At 64.1% G+C, this 16,151-nt stretch carries 12 protein-coding genes; 1 reads left to right on the top strand and 11 read right to left on the bottom strand.

All coding sequences use genetic code 11. From position 1 onward, the window contains the following. Positions 1–4: 4 nt before the first annotated feature. The 6 genes from AC628_RS27775 to AC628_RS27750 all read right to left on the bottom strand — a co-directional run bounded on the left by AC628_RS27775 (position 5) and on the right by AC628_RS27750 (position 7,739). Positions 5–952, bottom strand: a complete 948-nt coding sequence (locus AC628_RS27775) for an ABC transporter permease (protein WP_074129975.1) — start codon at positions 950–952, stop codon at positions 5–7. A 227-nt stretch (positions 953–1,179) separates the two neighbouring features. After that, the gene (locus AC628_RS27770) at positions 1,180–2,775 is read right to left on the bottom strand and encodes an ABC transporter substrate-binding protein (protein ID WP_074129974.1); all 1,596 of its coding nucleotides are present in this window, start codon (positions 2,773–2,775) and stop codon (positions 1,180–1,182) included. A gap of 417 nt (positions 2,776–3,192) precedes the next feature. Next, positions 3,193–4,080 carry a TauD/TfdA dioxygenase family protein gene (locus AC628_RS27765; RefSeq protein WP_074129973.1) on the bottom strand — a complete coding sequence of 296 codons (888 nt, stop codon included), beginning with the start codon at positions 4,078–4,080 and terminating at the stop codon, positions 3,193–3,195. A gap of 79 nt (positions 4,081–4,159) precedes the next feature. After that, positions 4,160–4,897, bottom strand: a complete 738-nt coding sequence (locus AC628_RS27760; protein ID WP_074129972.1) for a DUF2270 domain-containing protein — start codon at positions 4,895–4,897, stop codon at positions 4,160–4,162. A gap of 84 nt (positions 4,898–4,981) precedes the next feature. Then, on the bottom strand, positions 4,982–6,532 hold the full coding sequence (locus tag AC628_RS27755; RefSeq protein WP_074129971.1) for an AMP-binding protein: 1,551 nt from the start codon (positions 6,530–6,532) through the stop codon (positions 4,982–4,984). Between the two features lie 52 nt (positions 6,533–6,584). Continuing rightward, positions 6,585–7,739, bottom strand: coding sequence for an iron-containing alcohol dehydrogenase (locus tag AC628_RS27750; protein WP_074129970.1), 1,155 nt, complete (start codon positions 7,737–7,739; stop codon positions 6,585–6,587). A gap of 428 nt (positions 7,740–8,167) precedes the next feature. On the opposite strand from AC628_RS27750, the gene AC628_RS27745 reads away from it, so the two are divergent. Continuing rightward, positions 8,168–8,470: a DUF6916 family protein gene (locus AC628_RS27745; protein ID WP_245321350.1), complete on the top strand. Its 303-nt coding sequence runs from the start codon at positions 8,168–8,170 to the stop codon at positions 8,468–8,470. Here the strand turns inward: AC628_RS27745 and AC628_RS27740 are convergent. The 5 genes from AC628_RS27740 to AC628_RS44265 form a co-directional block, all read right to left on the bottom strand. Next, positions 8,452–9,009, bottom strand: a complete 558-nt coding sequence (locus AC628_RS27740) for a GNAT family N-acetyltransferase (RefSeq protein WP_245321349.1) — start codon at positions 9,007–9,009, stop codon at positions 8,452–8,454. The two genes, AC628_RS27745 and AC628_RS27740, sit on opposite strands and share 19 nt — an antisense overlap. Before the next feature lie 7 nt (positions 9,010–9,016). Then, entirely contained in the window at positions 9,017–9,550 is a 534-nt protein-coding gene (locus AC628_RS27735) for a phage tail protein (protein ID WP_074129968.1), read from the bottom strand. Positions 9,551–9,562: 12 nt separating this feature from the next. Continuing rightward, the gene (locus AC628_RS27730) at positions 9,563–10,087 is read right to left on the bottom strand and encodes a phage tail protein (RefSeq protein ID WP_074129967.1); all 525 of its coding nucleotides are present in this window, start codon (positions 10,085–10,087) and stop codon (positions 9,563–9,565) included. A gap of 12 nt (positions 10,088–10,099) precedes the next feature. Continuing rightward, the gene (locus tag AC628_RS27725) at positions 10,100–10,600 is read right to left on the bottom strand and encodes a phage tail protein (protein WP_074129966.1); all 501 of its coding nucleotides are present in this window, start codon (positions 10,598–10,600) and stop codon (positions 10,100–10,102) included. 271 nt (positions 10,601–10,871) lie between these two features. After that, complete coding sequence (locus AC628_RS44265; protein WP_210190269.1) at positions 10,872–16,136, bottom strand: beta strand repeat-containing protein; 5,265 nt, start codon at positions 16,134–16,136, stop codon at positions 10,872–10,874. Between the last annotated feature and the right edge of the window lie 15 nt (positions 16,137–16,151).

The following is a 16,151-nucleotide window of genomic DNA, read 5'->3' as shown; positions in this document are numbered from 1 at the left end:
CGGGTTAGTCCCCAAACCGGATGCGCGGATCGATGGCCGCATACAGCATGTCGACGATGAAATTCACGACCACCACGACAACAGCGATGAACATCACGAGGTTCTGCACGATCGGATAATCGCGCCAGCGCAGCGCCTCGACCAGGAAGCGGGCGATGCCGGGGATGTTGAACACGGTCTCGGTGACGATCAAGCCGCCGATCAGGAATGCGGCCTCGATGCCGATCACGGTGATGACCGGCAGCACGGCGTTCTTCAGCGCGTGGTGATAGTTGACGGAGGCTTCGGATGCGCCCTTGGCGCGCGCGGTGCGGATGTAGTCCTGGCGCAGGATCTCCAGCATCGATGAGCGGGTGATGCGCATGGTCAGCGCCGCGCTGCGGAAGCCGACGGCCATTGCCGGCACCGCATAGATGGTCAGCGCCTCGAGCCAGGTCTTCGGGTTCGGATTGAAGATCGGCATGGTGCCGAACAGCGACACCGAGGCCATCAGGATCAACAGGCCGAGCCAGAACGACGGCAGCGACAGGCCGCTGAGGCTGACGACGCGCAGCGCATAATCGAGCTTGGAGCCCTGGTGCACGGCGCTGATCACGCCGAGCGGGATGCCGATCGAGGCGGAGAACAGCAGCGCCAGCCCCGCGAGCCGCGCGGTGATCGGGATCCGCGGCAGGATCTCCTCCAGCGCCGGCTTCTCCGAGACATAGGAATAGCCGAGATCGCCGTGCAGCAGGCCGCCGATCCAGTGCAGATACTGGATCACGATCGGCTGGCTGAGGCCAAGCTCGCGCTCGAGATTGGCCTTGTCGGCGGGGTCGACGAAGCCCGCGGCATCGAACAGGATGTCGACGATGTTACCGGGAACGACGCGCAGCAGCACGAAGATGATGACCGAGATCCCGAACAGGGTCACCAGCATCAGGAACAGCCGCCGCACGATATAGGCAAACACCCTGGCTCTCTCCTTTCGTCGGTGTGCTACCGAACGATGCTTATGAGAACTTGCATAGGCGAGGTCTTCACCTCTCCCCGGCGGGGAGAGGTCGGCGCGAAGCGCCGGGTGAGGGGGCGCAGGTCCCACGATAGGGCGTGACCCCTCACCCGCGCCTTCGGCGCGACCTCTCCCGATGGGAGAGGTGAAGTCCTGGGCAAACCAGCTCTCATCAGATCTGTACCTGCCTATTTATCCAGCCAGACGTCTTCGTAGCGATAGCCGTTATAGGAGCTGTTGGACATGATCGTGACATTCTTCACATAAGGCTTCCAGCAGGTGCCGGTGCGGGCGTGGAAGATGATCGGCCGCGCGACGTCTTCCTGCAGCTTCTTGTCGATCTCCCAGACCAGCTTCTTGCGCTTGTCGAGGTTGGTCTCCTCAGATTGCTGGTCGAACAGCTTCTCGATGTCCTTGTTGCAATAGTTGGTGTAGTTCCGCTCCGAGCCGCAGGCGTAGTTCTCGTAGAATGACTGATCGGGCTCGTCGACGGCGTTGCCGGTGAGGTTGAGGCCGAGCGAATAGTCCTTGCGGGCGATCTTCGGAAACCACTGCGCGGTGTCGACCACGTCGAGTTCGGCGTCGATGTAGATGCTCTTGATCTGGTCGATCAGGATGATCGCGGGATCGCGGTAGACCGCGATGTTGCGGGTCGACACCTTGATCTGCAGATGCTTGTCCGGACCATAGCCCGCCTTCTGCATCAGCTTGCGGGCTTCCTCGCGGTTCTTCTCGACGTCGGGACCATAGCCGGGAATGGATTCCAGCATGTCCTTGGGCATCGCCCACAGGCCGTCGGGCGCGGGCTCCATGGTGCCGCCGATGTCGCCCTGGCCCTCGAACATGATCTGGATGAATGCCTTGCGATCGAGCGCCAGCGCCAGCGCGCGGCGGATGTCGAGATTGTTGAACGGCGGGGCGGTCGAATTGATGATGATGTTGGTCGAGACGTTGTTCGGTTCCACCACACAGACCGCTGTCGGGTCCTGCGACTTGACGTCCTTGAGCAGCGGGATCGAGACCTCGGTGGGGAACGTCATGTCGAACTTGCCCGAGACGAAGCCCAGGATCGCGGTCGAGCGGTTCGGGATGATGGTGAACTCGATGCCGTCGAGATAGGGCAGGCCCTTCTTGAAGTAATCAGGGTTCTTGGTGAGCTTGATCGATTCGTTGGCCTTGAACTCGACGAACTTGAAGGGGCCGGTGCCAACAGGCTTGGTGCGCATTTCCGCGGGCGAGACGTGGCAGGGATAGACCGGCGAATAGCCCGAGGCGAGCAGCGACAACAGCGCGGGCTGCGGCCGCTTCAGCTTGAACGATGCCTCATAGTCGCCGTTGGTCGTGACCTCATCGACCTGGTCGTACCAGGATTTGCGCGGATTCTGCCGGAACTTCTGCTGCGACTTGCCCATCAGCATGTCGAAGGTGCATTTGACGTCGGCCGCGGTGAACGGCTTGCCGTCATGCCATTTTACGTCCTTGCGCAGCTTGAAGGTCAGCGTCTTGTTGTCGCCGCTCCAGGCCCAGCTTTCCGCAAGCTCGGGCCGGATCGTGCTGGCGCTGTTCTGGGCGATGTGCTGATCGAAGATGACGAGATTGTTGAAGATCGGCATGAACGGAATGTTCACCGAATAGGTCGCGCCCTCGTGGATCGAGGCGCTGCCGGGGCTGTCGCGGTGATAGATCCTGAAGATGCCGCCCGATTTCGGCTCGGCTGCGCGTGAAACGTCGCTGATGGTCAGCACAGACAACACCGCGACGGCCAGCGCTTGCACGCTCCGCATAGTCCCCTCCACGAATTTCGGTCTCAATGGCCGATTGGCATCGACGATACCACGGTGAGGCTGTCGGGCAACCTGCACGGGTCGCGCGGGGATTGGCAATTCGGATGACGCCAGGACATTAAAATTTCCACGGACCGGGAAGATTGGCAGTGATTGCGGGGAACTCTCCGGTTGTTTTGCTATGCAGTGACGAATCTCCCTTCGATTTCGATTTCGATTTCGATTGCTAACGCCGATGCGTGTGGCGCGAAGCATCCCGCAATCAGCGACAGTTTGTCGCCGATGAATCTTCTTCCGTCATCCTGAGGTGCGAGCGGAGCGAGCCTCGAAGGATGTACGGCCCGGTCAGTGGCCGTGCATCCTTCGAGACGCGCGTTCCGCGCTCCTCAGGATGACGGTACGACACAACTGCACACCTCACTCCGCCGCTTGCGATGAGGGCGGGCTGACGCTCGCGATGCCGTCGGCCTCGGTCGCCGAGATCGTGGTGCGGATCATCAGGCGGCCCTCATGCGCCGGCCAGGGGCGGCCGCGATGCATGGTGGCGCGGTTGTCCCACATCACGACGTCGCCCTGCTTCCATTGGTGCAGATAGCTGACGCCGGGCGCGGTCGCAGCGTCCGTCAATTGCTCGATCAGCGCCTTGCCGGCATCGGCATCCATGCCCTCGACGCCATAGGCATGCGAGGCGAGATACAGCGCGCCGCGGCCGTTGACGGGATTGCGCCAGACCATGCGCCAGCACACCGGCGGCAGCGCGTCGGTTTCCTCCGTTGTTGCGAGGCCGGCGGCCACCTTGCTGCGCGAATGCGCGTAGGAATGCCAGGCGAAGGAGTTTTCGAGCCGCTTCGCCACATCCTTGTCGAGCCGCTCGAACGCAAGTCGCATCGAGACGAATTCGGTCTCGCCGCCATGTTCGGGGATGATGCGCGCCGACAGGATCGAGGTCAGCGCCGGCACGCGCTTGAAGGAGGAATCGGTGTGCCAGAGTTGGTTGGCCTTGGCGCGCAGCTGCTGCCGATGGTCTGATGGAACCACCTTGCCGTCGGGTCCGAAGGTCGAGAGGATCACGAAATGCGAGCCGGTGCCCATCGAGCCGACTTTTGTCACCTCAGGCGGACCGAAGCGGCGCGAGAAGGCGAGCTGGATGTCGTCGCTGACCTCCTGGTCGCGGAACACCAGCACCGAGTGCTCCTCGAAGGCCGCGCGCACCGCCGCATAGGCGCCATCGCTGCCGGCAACATCTGACAGCGTGACGCCGCGCAGTTCGGCTCCGAATCCCTCGCGCAGTGGGATCACTTCCATCGGCAGGTCCTCCCTGATTTTTCTTGTTGAAGCGAGGTTAGGGGAAAAGCCCGCCACCGGCAACGCGACCTGCAGCACCTCACCCCATTGCGATCAGATTGTGCCGCGTGCGCCGGTCGGCGACCTCGATGCGCCGCGTGACGAGGGCGAACAGCGCCCAGCTCGAATGGAAGGCGACGCCGGCCAGGACCACGATGACCCCCGGAATCGGCCCGATCGAGGCGCGGTCCCAGATGTCGCTCATCGTGGTCAACGGCAGCGGATGGATCGCCAGCTTGCCGTAATAGGCGATGGCCTGGATTGCGAAGATCCAGCCATAGGTCCGGCGCAGCCGCCGGCCGACCGCGCGGGCAAAGCTGATGTGGTAGCTGGGGCGGCGATAATCGTTGGCCAGCAGCTCGGTCCAGGCCGCATTTGGCGATGGTTCCTCGCCGCGGATCATCGGCGCGTAGAAATCGGTTTCGAGCAGCCGGGCACGGGCGCGCCAGACGTTGAAGTAGCGGTAGCGCCGCGCCTCGAACAGCAGGAAGACCGTGACCAGCAGGCCGACCAGCACCATCGGCAGAGGCGAGGCCTCCGCGTTGCTGTAGGTCGCCGACAGCGCGATCCCGGTGGTGACAACAGCCCAGTTGGTCGAGCTGTCGAGGCGGGTGCGCCAGACCGTGCTGCGGTAGACCTCGCCGCGATAGAGGTGGGCGAGCGCGCCGATCTCGGCGGCAGTGAATTCGAGCCTGCCGGCCTCTGCCGGCTCCGGCTCGCGCGGCTGGGGCGACGGCATGGCGGCCTCCGGCGAAGCTGGCTTGCGATCGCAGAGCATAACGCCAAATCCGCGCGATGGGCGAGTCCGTTGCGCTGCGGCGCTTGCCCGACCGTGTCAGCGCCGTCAGCCGCATCGCTTGGCTCAGACGATCCGCGAGGTCTTGTTGCCCCAATAGCGGTCGCGCAGCAGGCGCTTGTAGAGTTTTCCGGTCGGCAGCCGCGGCAGCTCGGCCTCGAAATCCACCGAGCGCGGTACCTTCTGGCGCGACAGCGAGCCTGCGCAGAAGGCGATCAGCTCCTCGGCCAGCTCCGGCCCCGGCGCGATGCCGTCGGCCGGCTGCACCACTGCCTTCACCTCCTCGCCGAGATCGATATTGGGCACGCCGAACACGGCGGCATCGGCGACCTTGGGATGGGTGATCAGGAGGTTCTCGCATTCCTGCGGGTAGATGTTCACGCCGCCGGAGATGATCATGAAGGTGGCGCGATCGGTGAGATAGAGGAAGTTGTCGTCGTCGACATAGCCGACGTCGCCGACCGTGCTCATGCTGCCGTCCGCCGAGCGCGCCTCGCTGGTCTTGGCCGGATCGTTGAAATATTCGAACGGCGTCGCGGTCTTGAACCACACCGTGCCCGGCGTTCCCTTCGGACAAGGCTGCATGTTCTCGTCGAGGATATGCAGGTCGCCGAGCAAGACCCTGCCGACGGTGCCGCGATGCGCGAGCCATTCCTCGCTGTTGCAGGCGGTGAAGCCGAGGCCCTCGGTCGCGCCGTAATATTCGTGGATGATCGGGCCCCACCATTTGATCATGTCGTCCTTGACCAGCGCCGGGCAGGGCGCTGCGGCGTGGATCGCGATCTCGAGCGTCGACAGGTCGTAGCGGGTGCGCACCTCCTCGGGCAGCTTCAGCAGGCGCGAGAACATTGTCGGCACCAGCTGGCTGTGGGTGATGCCCCATTTCTCGACCAGCTGGAGATAACGCTCGGGATCGAAGCTCTCCATGATGACGACGGTGCCGCCCATCCGGATGGTGAGATTGACCGCGGCCTGCGGCGCCGAGTGATAGAGCGGCGCCGGCGACAGATAGACCATGCCCTCGCGGTAGTGCCAGAGCTTGGTCAGGAAATCGAACAGCGGCAGGTTTTCCGATGGTGGCTGTTCCGGCAACGGCCGCACGATGCCCTTGGGCCGGCCGGTGGTGCCGGACGAATAGAGCATCGCGGTGCCGGCATATTCGTCTGCGATCGGCGTCGACGGCAGGCCCGCGGTGGCCTGCGGCAAGCCGACGATGCGATCACTTTCACTGTCGCCGTCGACCACGATGCACAGCTCGACCTGTGGGCACGCCTTCAGCGCCTCGCGCGCGATGTCGAGCTTCAGCTTCGAGGTGATCAGGATCCGCGACTGGCTGTTGGTCAGGATGTAGGCGAGCTCACCGGCGGTGAGGTAGGAGTTGACGCAGGTGTAATAGAGTCCTGCGCGCTCGCCGGCACCGCAGGCCTCGAGGTAGCGGTTGTTGTTCTCCATGAAGATCGAATAGTGGTCGAGGCGCCGCAGGCCCTGCTTGCGGAACAGATGTGCGAGACGGTTGTTGCGCGCCTCGAGCTCGCGATAGGTGACGGTCTCGCCGGTCCCGGCCATGATGAAGGCGGGTTGCAGCGGGCGCAGGTAAGCATGCTTGCCGGTGTACATTGAGCTTTATTTCCCCCTCACTCGCGACTCGTTTTTGTTCTAGGCGCTTGTTCTAGGTGGCCATCACCAGAATCTCGCGGACCTGGGACGGGCCGTCGATCTTGCGCGGATTGCGCGGCACCCAGGGCGTGCGCATCGCTCCCGCTGCGATGCGGTCGAAATGTTCGGGACCGACCTGCACCTCTTGCAGGCTGCGCGGCATGCCGAGGTCGCGGATGAAGCGGTCGAGCACGTCGCCGGCGTCCGCGCCCGGATGGCCCATCGCGGCCGCAACCAGCGCCTGCCGGTCGGCATTGTCGCGCTTGTTCCAGCGCATCACCGCCGGCAGCATCACGCATGAGGTGTAGCCGTGCGGCACGTCGAATTCGGCGCCGAGCACGTAGCCGATACCGTGGCTCGCGCCCATCGGCACGCCCGAGGCGAGCGGGCCGGTCGAGAGCCAGGTGCCGATCTGGCAATCCATCCGTGCCGAAATGTCCGTCGGATTGGCCTTCACCCGCGGCAGGCCGGCCGCCAGCATCTCGAGCCCCTTGATCGCCTGCGCGTCGCCGTAAGGATGCGCCTCGCGCGAGCAGATGCCCTCGACGCAATGATCGACCGCGCGGATGCCGGTCGACAGGAACAGCCAGTCCGGCGTGTGCACTGACAATTCCGGATCGAGGATGGTGGCGCGCGGCATCACCAGCGGATGGCGCAGCATCTCCTTCTGCCGCTTGGCCTCGTTGGTGACACCCGCGATCGACGAGAACTCGCCGCCCGCGATCGTGGTCGGCACGCTGATCTGGCGCACGGCCGGCGGATTCATCTCCGGCGAGACGCCGCCGCGAGTGCGGATCGCGTCGATGCCGTCGGATGTCGTGACATTGTTGGCGAGGCAGAGCTGCACCGCCTTGGCGCCGTCGGTGATCGAGCCGCCGCCGACGGTGACGATCAGGTCGGCCTTCGCATCGCGCGCCTGTTCGGTTGCCGCGATGACCGCGGCGCGCGGCGTATGCGCCGGCATCTTGTCGAAGGTGCCGACGCAGCGGGACCCGAGCGCCTCGCGGATTTTCTCGATCTCATCGGTCTCGCGGTTCAGCGTGCCCGATACCATCAGGAAGGCGCGCTGTGCGCCTAACCGGTCCAGTTGCTCGACGATGGCCTCACGGGCGGGCCGTCCGAACACGACCTCGTCCATGGCGCCGAATACGACACGGCCTCGATGCACGCGCCTCTCCCTCAAAATGCTCCGCCTTGCCGGCGGTCGTTTGGGGGGAGGTTAGCGGAGGAAAGCGGGGCCGTCATCAGGGCTGCTGCGGGTGGTTGGCACGATCGCACCGCCTATTCCGTTGTCGTCCCTGCGAAAGCAGGGATCCATAACCACAGGGTTGTGGTGTCGAAGTGAGCTGCGGCCCCGGCGCTGGCCAATGGGTTCCGGGCCGCGCTGCGCTTGCCCGGGACGACATCGAATATGTGGCGCTCGCTTGAGTCATACATCCACATTCTCGCGAGATGATCTGTCCGAGTCTTGCGTTTACTTGCCCCCCTCTGGGGACAGTGGGCACAGGGAATGACGGCGAGAGTGGGCGTGCGGCAGAAACCTTGACCGCATCGTCGTGACGTGTGTTACAGGTCGACAGCAACAAGGACGTGCGCATGTCATCCACCGTCGATCTCGCGAAACTGCATATTGATGACTTCAAACCGCAGCAGGACGCAGAGTTCGAGATGCAGGCGGCCGATCGCGTCGTGGTGCTGAGGCTCGCCAAGGTCGAGCCCGCGGGCAACAGCGGCCGGCCGGGTGGTGCGTTCTCTCTGCTGTTCGTGGGGCCGAAGGGCGCATGGCTGCCGCAGGCGATCTATCCGGTGCGGCATCCCGCGCTCGGCGTGATCGAGATCTTCCTGGTGCCGATCGGTCCGCTCGGCGACGGCAACGGCTATCAGGCGATCTTCACCTGACGCTCGGTTTCTCGGCCTGCACGCCAGCGCATCAGATCGTAGACGCCCTTGTCTTCCTCGGTGACGAAGCCGAGCCGGTGGTAGAGCCGCATCGCCGGGTTGAGCTTCTCGACATGGATCGAGACGTCCTTGCCGGCCGCGTCGGCCTCGTCCATGGCATCGCGCAGCAACGCCTCGCCGTAGCCCTTGCCGCGATGCGCCGGCATGAAGGCGATGTCGATGATGCGGTGCTGGCTCGGCCAGCGCTCGATGTAGAAGCGGCCAATATCTCCATCCGCGCGCGCGACTACCAGCCAATCGGCGTTGGGATAGTACCGCTGGTAATGCGCGTGCTGGGCGCGGAATTGCTGTTCGAGAAAGGCCGCCTTGTCCGCCTCGCTCCACGGCACCGGCGCCAGCTCCTCGGCGCGCGTCGCGGCATAGACCCGGCCGAGGAACGGCAGATCCGCCTCCGACATCCGGCGGAAGCCGCAACCGACTTCGGCCGCACGCGCCCAACCGAACGCGGGCGTGCCAGTGGCGGGAACGTGGAGGGTCAAGGCGATCTCAGCTCCGTGGCGGATACACGCCCTGAAGCGCGATGCAGAAATTCAAGGTGAGGTAAGGCTGCATGTTGTTGTGCGGCAGGTTACCGCCCGTCATGCCGATCATGGCGGCGTTCATCTGAATCAGGGTCGGCGCCGGGCTTGCGGGTACATAGGCGAAGGCGTTGGCCGACTTGCCCAGGATGCGGCTCGGGCTGGGCACCTGGATGTCGGCAACGTCCTGCGTGCCGACGTTCACGAGATGGTTGTGAACCGGTATCTCGCTTTGCAGCAGCGTCACCGAGGTCGTGCCGGTGGTCTCTCCGAGATCATACAGCGATAGCCCGGGCCCCTGTCCAGGTGCCAGTGGCGCGTTGCCCTGCATGTTGGGCAGCGCGAAGTTCGACTTGCCGTCACCGCCATAGGTGGTACCGAGCAGCGAGAACAGCGCCGTATTCTGCGAGAGCGGCAAGATCTGACCGGCGCAGAAGGCCCAGCCCTTGGGGGCGAAATTGAACGGAAAGATGCGGATCTCCGCGACGAAGGGATCGGCCATGTTGTCGCGCTCCTAGGTCTGGCTCGGGAAAATGCCGAACAGCGAAATGATGAAGGTGACGCAAAGGAGCGGCTGCAAATTGTTGTGCGGCTGGCTTCCGCCCGCATTCATCAGCATTCCGCTTGCCATCGGGCCATCGGGCGGCTGGCCGTCGATGTACAGGGCGATTGTGCCGGACGTCTGGTCAAGAACGTTTCCTTGCGGGTTCTGCCCGGTGCTGGTCTGTTTCGAGGCGATGAAGCCGTGCGAATGCTGCGGGATCGTCTGTGTCGTGAGCGTCACGGTCTCGACGCCGCCCGCTTCCCCGATGTTATAGGTCGTGCCACTGCTGGCAGTGCCCATATGAATTGGCACCCGGCCACGCAGATCGGGGACTGCGAAGGTCACCTGGCCGTCGCCGCCATAGGTGGTGCCGATCAGATTGTACAGCGTTTCGTACTCGGAAATTGCCAACTGGCTGCCGTCACAGAAATTCCAGCCCGCCGGGGCAAAATTGCCGCCGAACATACGGATTTCACCTACATAAGGTTGTGCCATCGGCGCGTCTCGTCAGGTCTGCGAGGGGAAAATGCCCTGGAGGGCAATGCTGAAATTGATCGTCATGAACGGCTGCATGTTCTGATGGGGCTGGCTGCCGCCGACATTGCCCACGGTCAGGGGATTGAGCGTCGTGATGTCGGCCAGCGACGAGGTGTAGCCGTTGTTGAAGGCGCCGAGATAGGCGCCCGAATCGATCGGCTGGGTACCGTTGCTGTTGGTGGCGTTGGCCAGATGATTATGCTGCGCCATCTCGTTGATGGTGAGCGTGTGGGCCTCCTCGCCACCGCGTTGGCCGAGCGTGTAGCCATTGCCCATACTGATCGGCACCCGGCCCCGCAGGTCCGGCAGACCAAAATTGACGCGCCCGTCGCCGCCATAGGTGGTGCCCAGCAACGAGAACAGCGCCTGATTCTGATTGATCGGGAGCAACTGGCCGTTGCAGAACGCCCAGCCCTTGGGCGGAAAGTTGAACGACATCATGCGGACTTCAGAAAGAAACGGATCGGCCATCGGTCCTCCGCGAATAAGTCGTACGATTTGTGAAAAATGCGAGACAATGAATGCAGCGTCGAGAACGTGTGCACGATAGCGTGTTTTCTACCAAGTGCAACCTCAACGATTGTCGAGCCTTTGTGAATTTTTTGTTTGGCGCGCGATCTTCCGCGTCGTTATTCCGACGCGGAACGTCGCCACCGCTATCGACCCGAATACGCTCCGACCGGATGGAGCACGCCCCGCCGGATAGCTCCGGCTGGCGTGTCCTTGTCGGCGCGACGTTCGATCAAACCACCAGATCGTGGTGGGTCTGGAGATGATTGTCGATCGGCGTGCCGCCCATGGCGACGAATGTCGTCTCGTGGCCGAGCCACCAAGGGGCGGCGACATTGGAATGCCCGCTGAACAAATCAGACAGGGTCTGGTTGTTCGCGGCCAGATCCACATGGCTGGTGTTGGTCTGCGACGACGTCTGGGTGAACGACGAGAAGTCGAAGCCGCCGTTGTTGGTCGCCTGCTGACCTGAGGATGCGTCGCTTTGCGTGGGCATCGCCTTGACCGATCCCACGTTGGCTTGAGCGACATCCGTAGCTGTTGGCAGCCGCCGCTCGCCGTCGGCCAGATCGATATACATCAGGTCGTTGGCATCGGATGCCGACGTCAGGTCGGGGAGCCCGAGCACGTGTCCCAATTCATGGACCACGGCGGTCAGCAGATCGAGGTGTCCCGCCGCTGCCGTTGACGGATCGGTCTGCAGGCTGGAGCCGGAAGCATTGAGCGCGTGCGTGAACTCGAAATTGTCCGACGGTGTCGGATCGACGAACCAGCCGTGGCCTGCGGCATCGGTATCGATCGTAATGTGGCCGGCGCTTTCCAGGCCGACAATCTGGCCGCCGAGGTCCGCGACGCTGAAGGTGACGGCATGCAGCGCGGCGAGTTGATCCGAATCGACGCCTGCCTTCACCCATTGCGCAATGGCCGCCGACACAACCGAGTTCAGTTCGCTTTGCGTCAGGTGGGTTTCGCCCGGGTTCGCGACAGCGGCCTGCACGCCGCCGTCCGCCGCGAGCATCGGCGATGCGCCGAACCCGTTGGTGCTGCCCGCCGTGACGCTGAACGTGGGTGCCGTGGTGACGGTGTTATGCGACAGCACATAGGCCGAGATCGCGGCGGTATCGGTCGAGCCACCGCTGTAGGACGTACCGTCGCCGGCGTGCAGGCCGACCGTGGTGTCGAAGCGATCGCGCAGCCGGATATCGGTGCCGCCATTGGCGCCCGAACCCAGGAACTGATTTTCCTGGGTGCCGGTGCCGCCCATCGTCAGAGAGACACTCTGCGCATCGCCCGTTACCGTGCCCGCGTTGAGCTCGAAGCCATGATTGCCGAACGTGCCGGGGTTGGACACCGTGTTGCCCATGACGATCGCGGTCAATCGCGCGTTGCCGCCGTCCACAGCGTCGCCGGTCTGCACCTGGATGCCGTCGTTATTGTACTGATACAGATGGTTGTTGGTGATGGTGACGCTGGAATTGGCGCCGCCGTCGGTGATGAAGCCGATGTCGCTGCCTTGGGAGGAGCCGCTGTTGGTGACGCCGGCCACGCCGATCGTGTTGGAATCGATCGTGCCGGTGAACGAGCTTGCTCCCGATCCGGTGCTGATGCCGAGCGCCGTGCCGACGGCATCGCGCATGGTGTTGTTTGCAATGTTGAAGGTCAGGTTGGCGTGGTCGCCGGTTCCGCCGGAACTGATGGTGATGCCGCCGCCGCCCGAGACGATGTTCTGGTTGTTGTTCGAGAAGCTGTTGCCGAGACCGGCACTCGCGCCGCCCAGCACGAGGTCCGAGCTGACGCCGCCATGCAGATCGAGCTGGAACAGGTCGCCGCGCGCCGACGTGAATGTCGAGCTCTGGATCGTCGCGTTGAATGTTCCGTCGGTGGCTTGAAACACCAGGGCATCGCCCGACTGGTTTCCCGCCGCCGTATTGGTCGCGAAAGTCGAGCCGGTAATGGTGATGCGGTTGAGCGTCTGGCCGGAGTTGTTGAAGACATGGAACGCATCGAGCGCCGCGCCCGTGAAGGTCGAGTTGGTCACCGAAGCCGTGCCGGATAGGCCGGTGAAGTAGACGTCGCCTTCGCCGATGCCGCCGACATTGTCGCCGTTGGTGCCGGTCACCGTGGTGTTGCCGAGCGTGAAGCCGGTGACGTTGGTGCCAACGATGCCGTAGTTCTGGAAGTCGTGCATCGCCAGGTAGGAGATCTGAACATCCTTGGTGTTGTTCAGGAAGATGCCGCTGCCCTGCGTGGTGCTGCCGTCAGCGCCGGTCTTGTTGGCGATCGTGCCGCCGCTGCCCGCCGTTGAGCCGTCGCCGGTGATGTGCAGGCCGCCATTGCCGGCGGCGGTGCCGGTGTTGGAGAGGATGATGCCGTTGTTGGACCCGCCGCTCGACGTGATGCTCTTCAGGATAAGGTTGGACGAGCCGATGTTGGTGTTCTCAACATCGAGCGCGGTTCCGGTCGTGGACGTGATGGAGTTGGCGGTGCCGGTCAGCGTGATGGTGCCGCCGTGGGTGAAGCTCATGCCGGTACCGCTGGCGGTCTTGATCGTGATGTCGGACATCGTGACGGTGCCGACATTGTTGCCGTCGTCGCTGATGCCGATGCCGGTTCCGGCCGAGGTGTCGATGCTGACACCGGTGATGGTATGCCCCGTCGTGCCGAGCAGGTCGATGCCGTTGTCGGCGCCGGTCACGTGGATGACCGGATCGGTGCCGGACCCGACATTGGCGATGACCGTCGCGCCGGTCACCGGATTGGTGAACTGCAGGGTGTGGCTGCCGCCGATCAGGTTGACGCCGTTGGCGAGATTGATGCCGGTGGCTTCGCTGTAGGTGCCGGTGCCGTGCTCCAGCACGACGTAGTCGCCGGAGCCTGCCGGGTTCGCCGCGTTGAAGGCCGCGATCGAGGTGTATGGGTCGGCCTGGGTGCCGAGGTTGTGGCTGCCCGCGGCCGAGTTGTCGATGTAGAACACCTGGGGCACGACGCCGACATGGAAGGTCTGATTGCCCGACGAGAGCGGCCCGCCGGTGCCGGTGTGGCCGTTGTCGCTGACATTCAGCGTGACGGTGTCGGTGCCGGTGAAGCCGTCGTCGCTGTTGTAGGTCAGCGTTGCCAGCGCAGTGTTGACCTGTGCGATCGTGCCCGTGAGGGTCACGGTGTGGCTGCCGTTGTTGGTGAAGCTAGCAAGGCCCGTGGTGTCGAAGCTCACATTCGCATGGAGCGTCGAGATCGTGGCAGTGACGGTGCTGGGGTCGGAATCGACGTCGGCGACCGACAGGCCTGATATCGCGAGATTGGTGTGCGAGAACGCGGTGCCGATCGAATTGTCCGCCGGCACCGTCGCGGTGGGCGCATCGTCCACCGCGGTCACGCTTCCCGTCGTCGAGGCCGTCCCGGTGTTGTTGCCGCCATTCGCGGTGCCGCCGTCATCGTGCACGGTCAGGCTATACGAACGCGCGGTGGTGTCGGGGTTCTCGCTGGTGTTGTTGAACTGGATCAGGTCCAGCGCCGCATTGTAGTGCGCAAGCGTGTCGGTGCCGGTGAAGCTGATGGTTTCCGTGCCGGCGGTGCTGGTGATATCGAAGTGGATGCCGCCGATATCGCCGCTGCTGCCGGCATGCCCTGCGATCGAGAGCGCGTCCGACGGCTTCAGGTCGTTCAGCACGAAGGTCGCATCGGTCAGGTTGTTGCCTTCGGCGTCCGTGATCGTCAGATTCGGCGTAATCGTGACCGGGGTCGAATTCGCCGCCGGCGTGCCGTTCGGCGGCTCGGAGAAACCGGTGATGGCACCGAAGCTGATCACCGGCGCATCGTTGACCGGCGTGACATGGATGGTGGAGGTCGAGGTATTGCTGTTCAGCGAGCCGTCATTGACCGTGAAGCTGACGGTGCGATCCGCCCCGGACGGGTTGTCGCTGTTGTTGAAATAGGTGACGGAATCGAGCGCGGCCTTGTAGTTGGCGACGCTGGAGGAGCCGGTCAGGGTCAGCGTCCCGGTCGCGGCATTGAACGATCCGGTGATGCCGTTCTGGTTGGTGAAGCCGAGGATGTCCTGGCCGCTGACATAGTTGCCGGTGATCTGCACCGTCGCGCTGGCCATGTTGGCGCTGTCGACGTCGGTCACGTTGACCGACGCGTCGATCGCGGTTGCGGCCTGGTTCTCGATGTAGCTCAGCGTACCGCCGGCGGTCGTGACCGGCGGATCGTTGACCGGCGTGACGTTGATGGTGTCGGTGACTGCGGTGGAGTTCGCCGCGCCGTCATTGGCGATGATGGTGACGGTGCGCGCCAGGCCCGACGGGTTGTCGCTGGTGTTGAAATAGGTCACCGAGGCGAGCGCGGCCTGGTAGTTGGCGACGCTGGAGGTGCCGGACAGCGTCAGCGTTCCGGTCGCGGCGTCGAACGATCCGGTGATGCCGTTCTGGTTGGTGAAGCCGAGCACGTCCTGGCCGTTGGCGTAGTTGCCGGTGATCTGCACCGTGGCGCCGGCCAGCGTGGTGTTGTCGACGTCGGACACGGTGATCGCCGGGTCGAACGCGGTGGCGGCCTGGTTTTCGGTGTAGTTCAGCGTGTGGCCGGCGGTGACCACGGGCGGGTCGTTGACCGGCGTGACGTTGATGGTGTCGGTGACCGGCGTGCTGTCGAGCGTGCCGTCATTGGCGGTGATCGTGACGGTGCGCGGTGCGCCCGACGGGTTGTCACTGGTGTTGAAATAAGTCACCGAGTCCAGCGCGGCCTGGTAGTTCGCGACGCTGGAGGAGCCGGTCAGCGTCAACGTCCCGGTCGCCGCGTTGAACGCGCCGCTGATGCCGTTCTGGTTGGTGAAGCCGAGCACGTCCTCGCCGCTGACGTAGCCGCCGGTGATCTGCACCGTGGCGGACGCCAGATTGGCATCGTCGGCGTCGGTCACGATGATCGCCGAATCGATCGCGGTCGCGGCCTGGTTCTCGGTGTAATTCAGGGTGTGGCCGGCGGTGACGACCGGTGCCTGGTCGACGACGACCTGGATGGTGAAGGTCTGCTGGCTGTGCAGCGTCCCGTCGCTTGAATCGACCGTGACGTCAAAGGACGGGCTGGCGGGATTGAAGACGATCTTGCTGGGATCGGCAACCGTGACCTGGCCGGTGGTGGCATCGATGGTGAAGCCGCCGCCGGAGGTGTCGCCGACCAGCGAATAGGTCACCGGCGGTCCGTTCACGTCGATCGAGGACGCTGTCAGGTGGACATAGCTGCCTGCCGGACCGCCGACCGCGACCCGGTTCGCGCTGCCGTCGCTGTCGACCGGGGTCGACGGCGCGACATCGGTGACGTCGATGGTGAAGGTCTGCGAGCTTGTCAGCGTGCCATCGCTGGCAGTCGCCGTCACGGTGTAGGCGTGGGTGGAACCGCTGGTCTCGTAATCGATCTTGGTGGGGTCGGCGACGGTGATGACGCCCGTGGTCGCGTTGATGGTGAAGCCGCCGCCGGAGGTGTCGCCGGTCAGCGAATAGGTCACGGCCGGGCCGTTGAC

The organism is Bradyrhizobium sp. NAS96.2, assembly GCF_001908235.1.
Taxonomy (GTDB): Bacteria; Pseudomonadota; Alphaproteobacteria; order Rhizobiales; family Xanthobacteraceae; genus Bradyrhizobium.
The sequence above is the reverse complement of the archived record's forward strand: the minus strand, read 5'-3'. Positions and strand labels throughout refer to the sequence as shown.

What these genes read in the sequence shown, in the direction of transcription:
- AC628_RS27765 (WP_074129973.1), bottom strand. Translation starts at nt 4,080, where the DNA reads ATGGAAGTGATCCCACTGCGCGAGGGATTCGGAGCCGAACTGCGCGGC.
- AC628_RS27725 (WP_074129966.1), bottom strand. Translation starts at nt 10,600, where the DNA reads ATGGCCGATCCGTTTCTTTCTGAAGTCCGCATGATGTCGTTCAACTTT.
- AC628_RS27760 (WP_074129972.1), bottom strand. Translation starts at nt 4,897, where the DNA reads ATGCTCTGCGATCGCAAGCCAGCTTCGCCGGAGGCCGCCATGCCGTCG.
- AC628_RS27755 (WP_074129971.1), bottom strand. Translation starts at nt 6,532, where the DNA reads ATGTACACCGGCAAGCATGCTTACCTGCGCCCGCTGCAACCCGCCTTC.
- AC628_RS27735 (WP_074129968.1), bottom strand. Translation starts at nt 9,550, where the DNA reads ATGGCCGATCCCTTCGTCGCGGAGATCCGCATCTTTCCGTTCAATTTC.
- AC628_RS27770 (WP_074129974.1), bottom strand. Translation starts at nt 2,775, where the DNA reads ATGCGGAGCGTGCAAGCGCTGGCCGTCGCGGTGTTGTCTGTGCTGACC.
- AC628_RS27730 (WP_074129967.1), bottom strand. Translation starts at nt 10,087, where the DNA reads ATGGCACAACCTTATGTAGGTGAAATCCGTATGTTCGGCGGCAATTTT.
- AC628_RS27745 (WP_245321350.1), top strand. Translation starts at nt 8,168, where the DNA reads ATGTCATCCACCGTCGATCTCGCGAAACTGCATATTGATGACTTCAAA.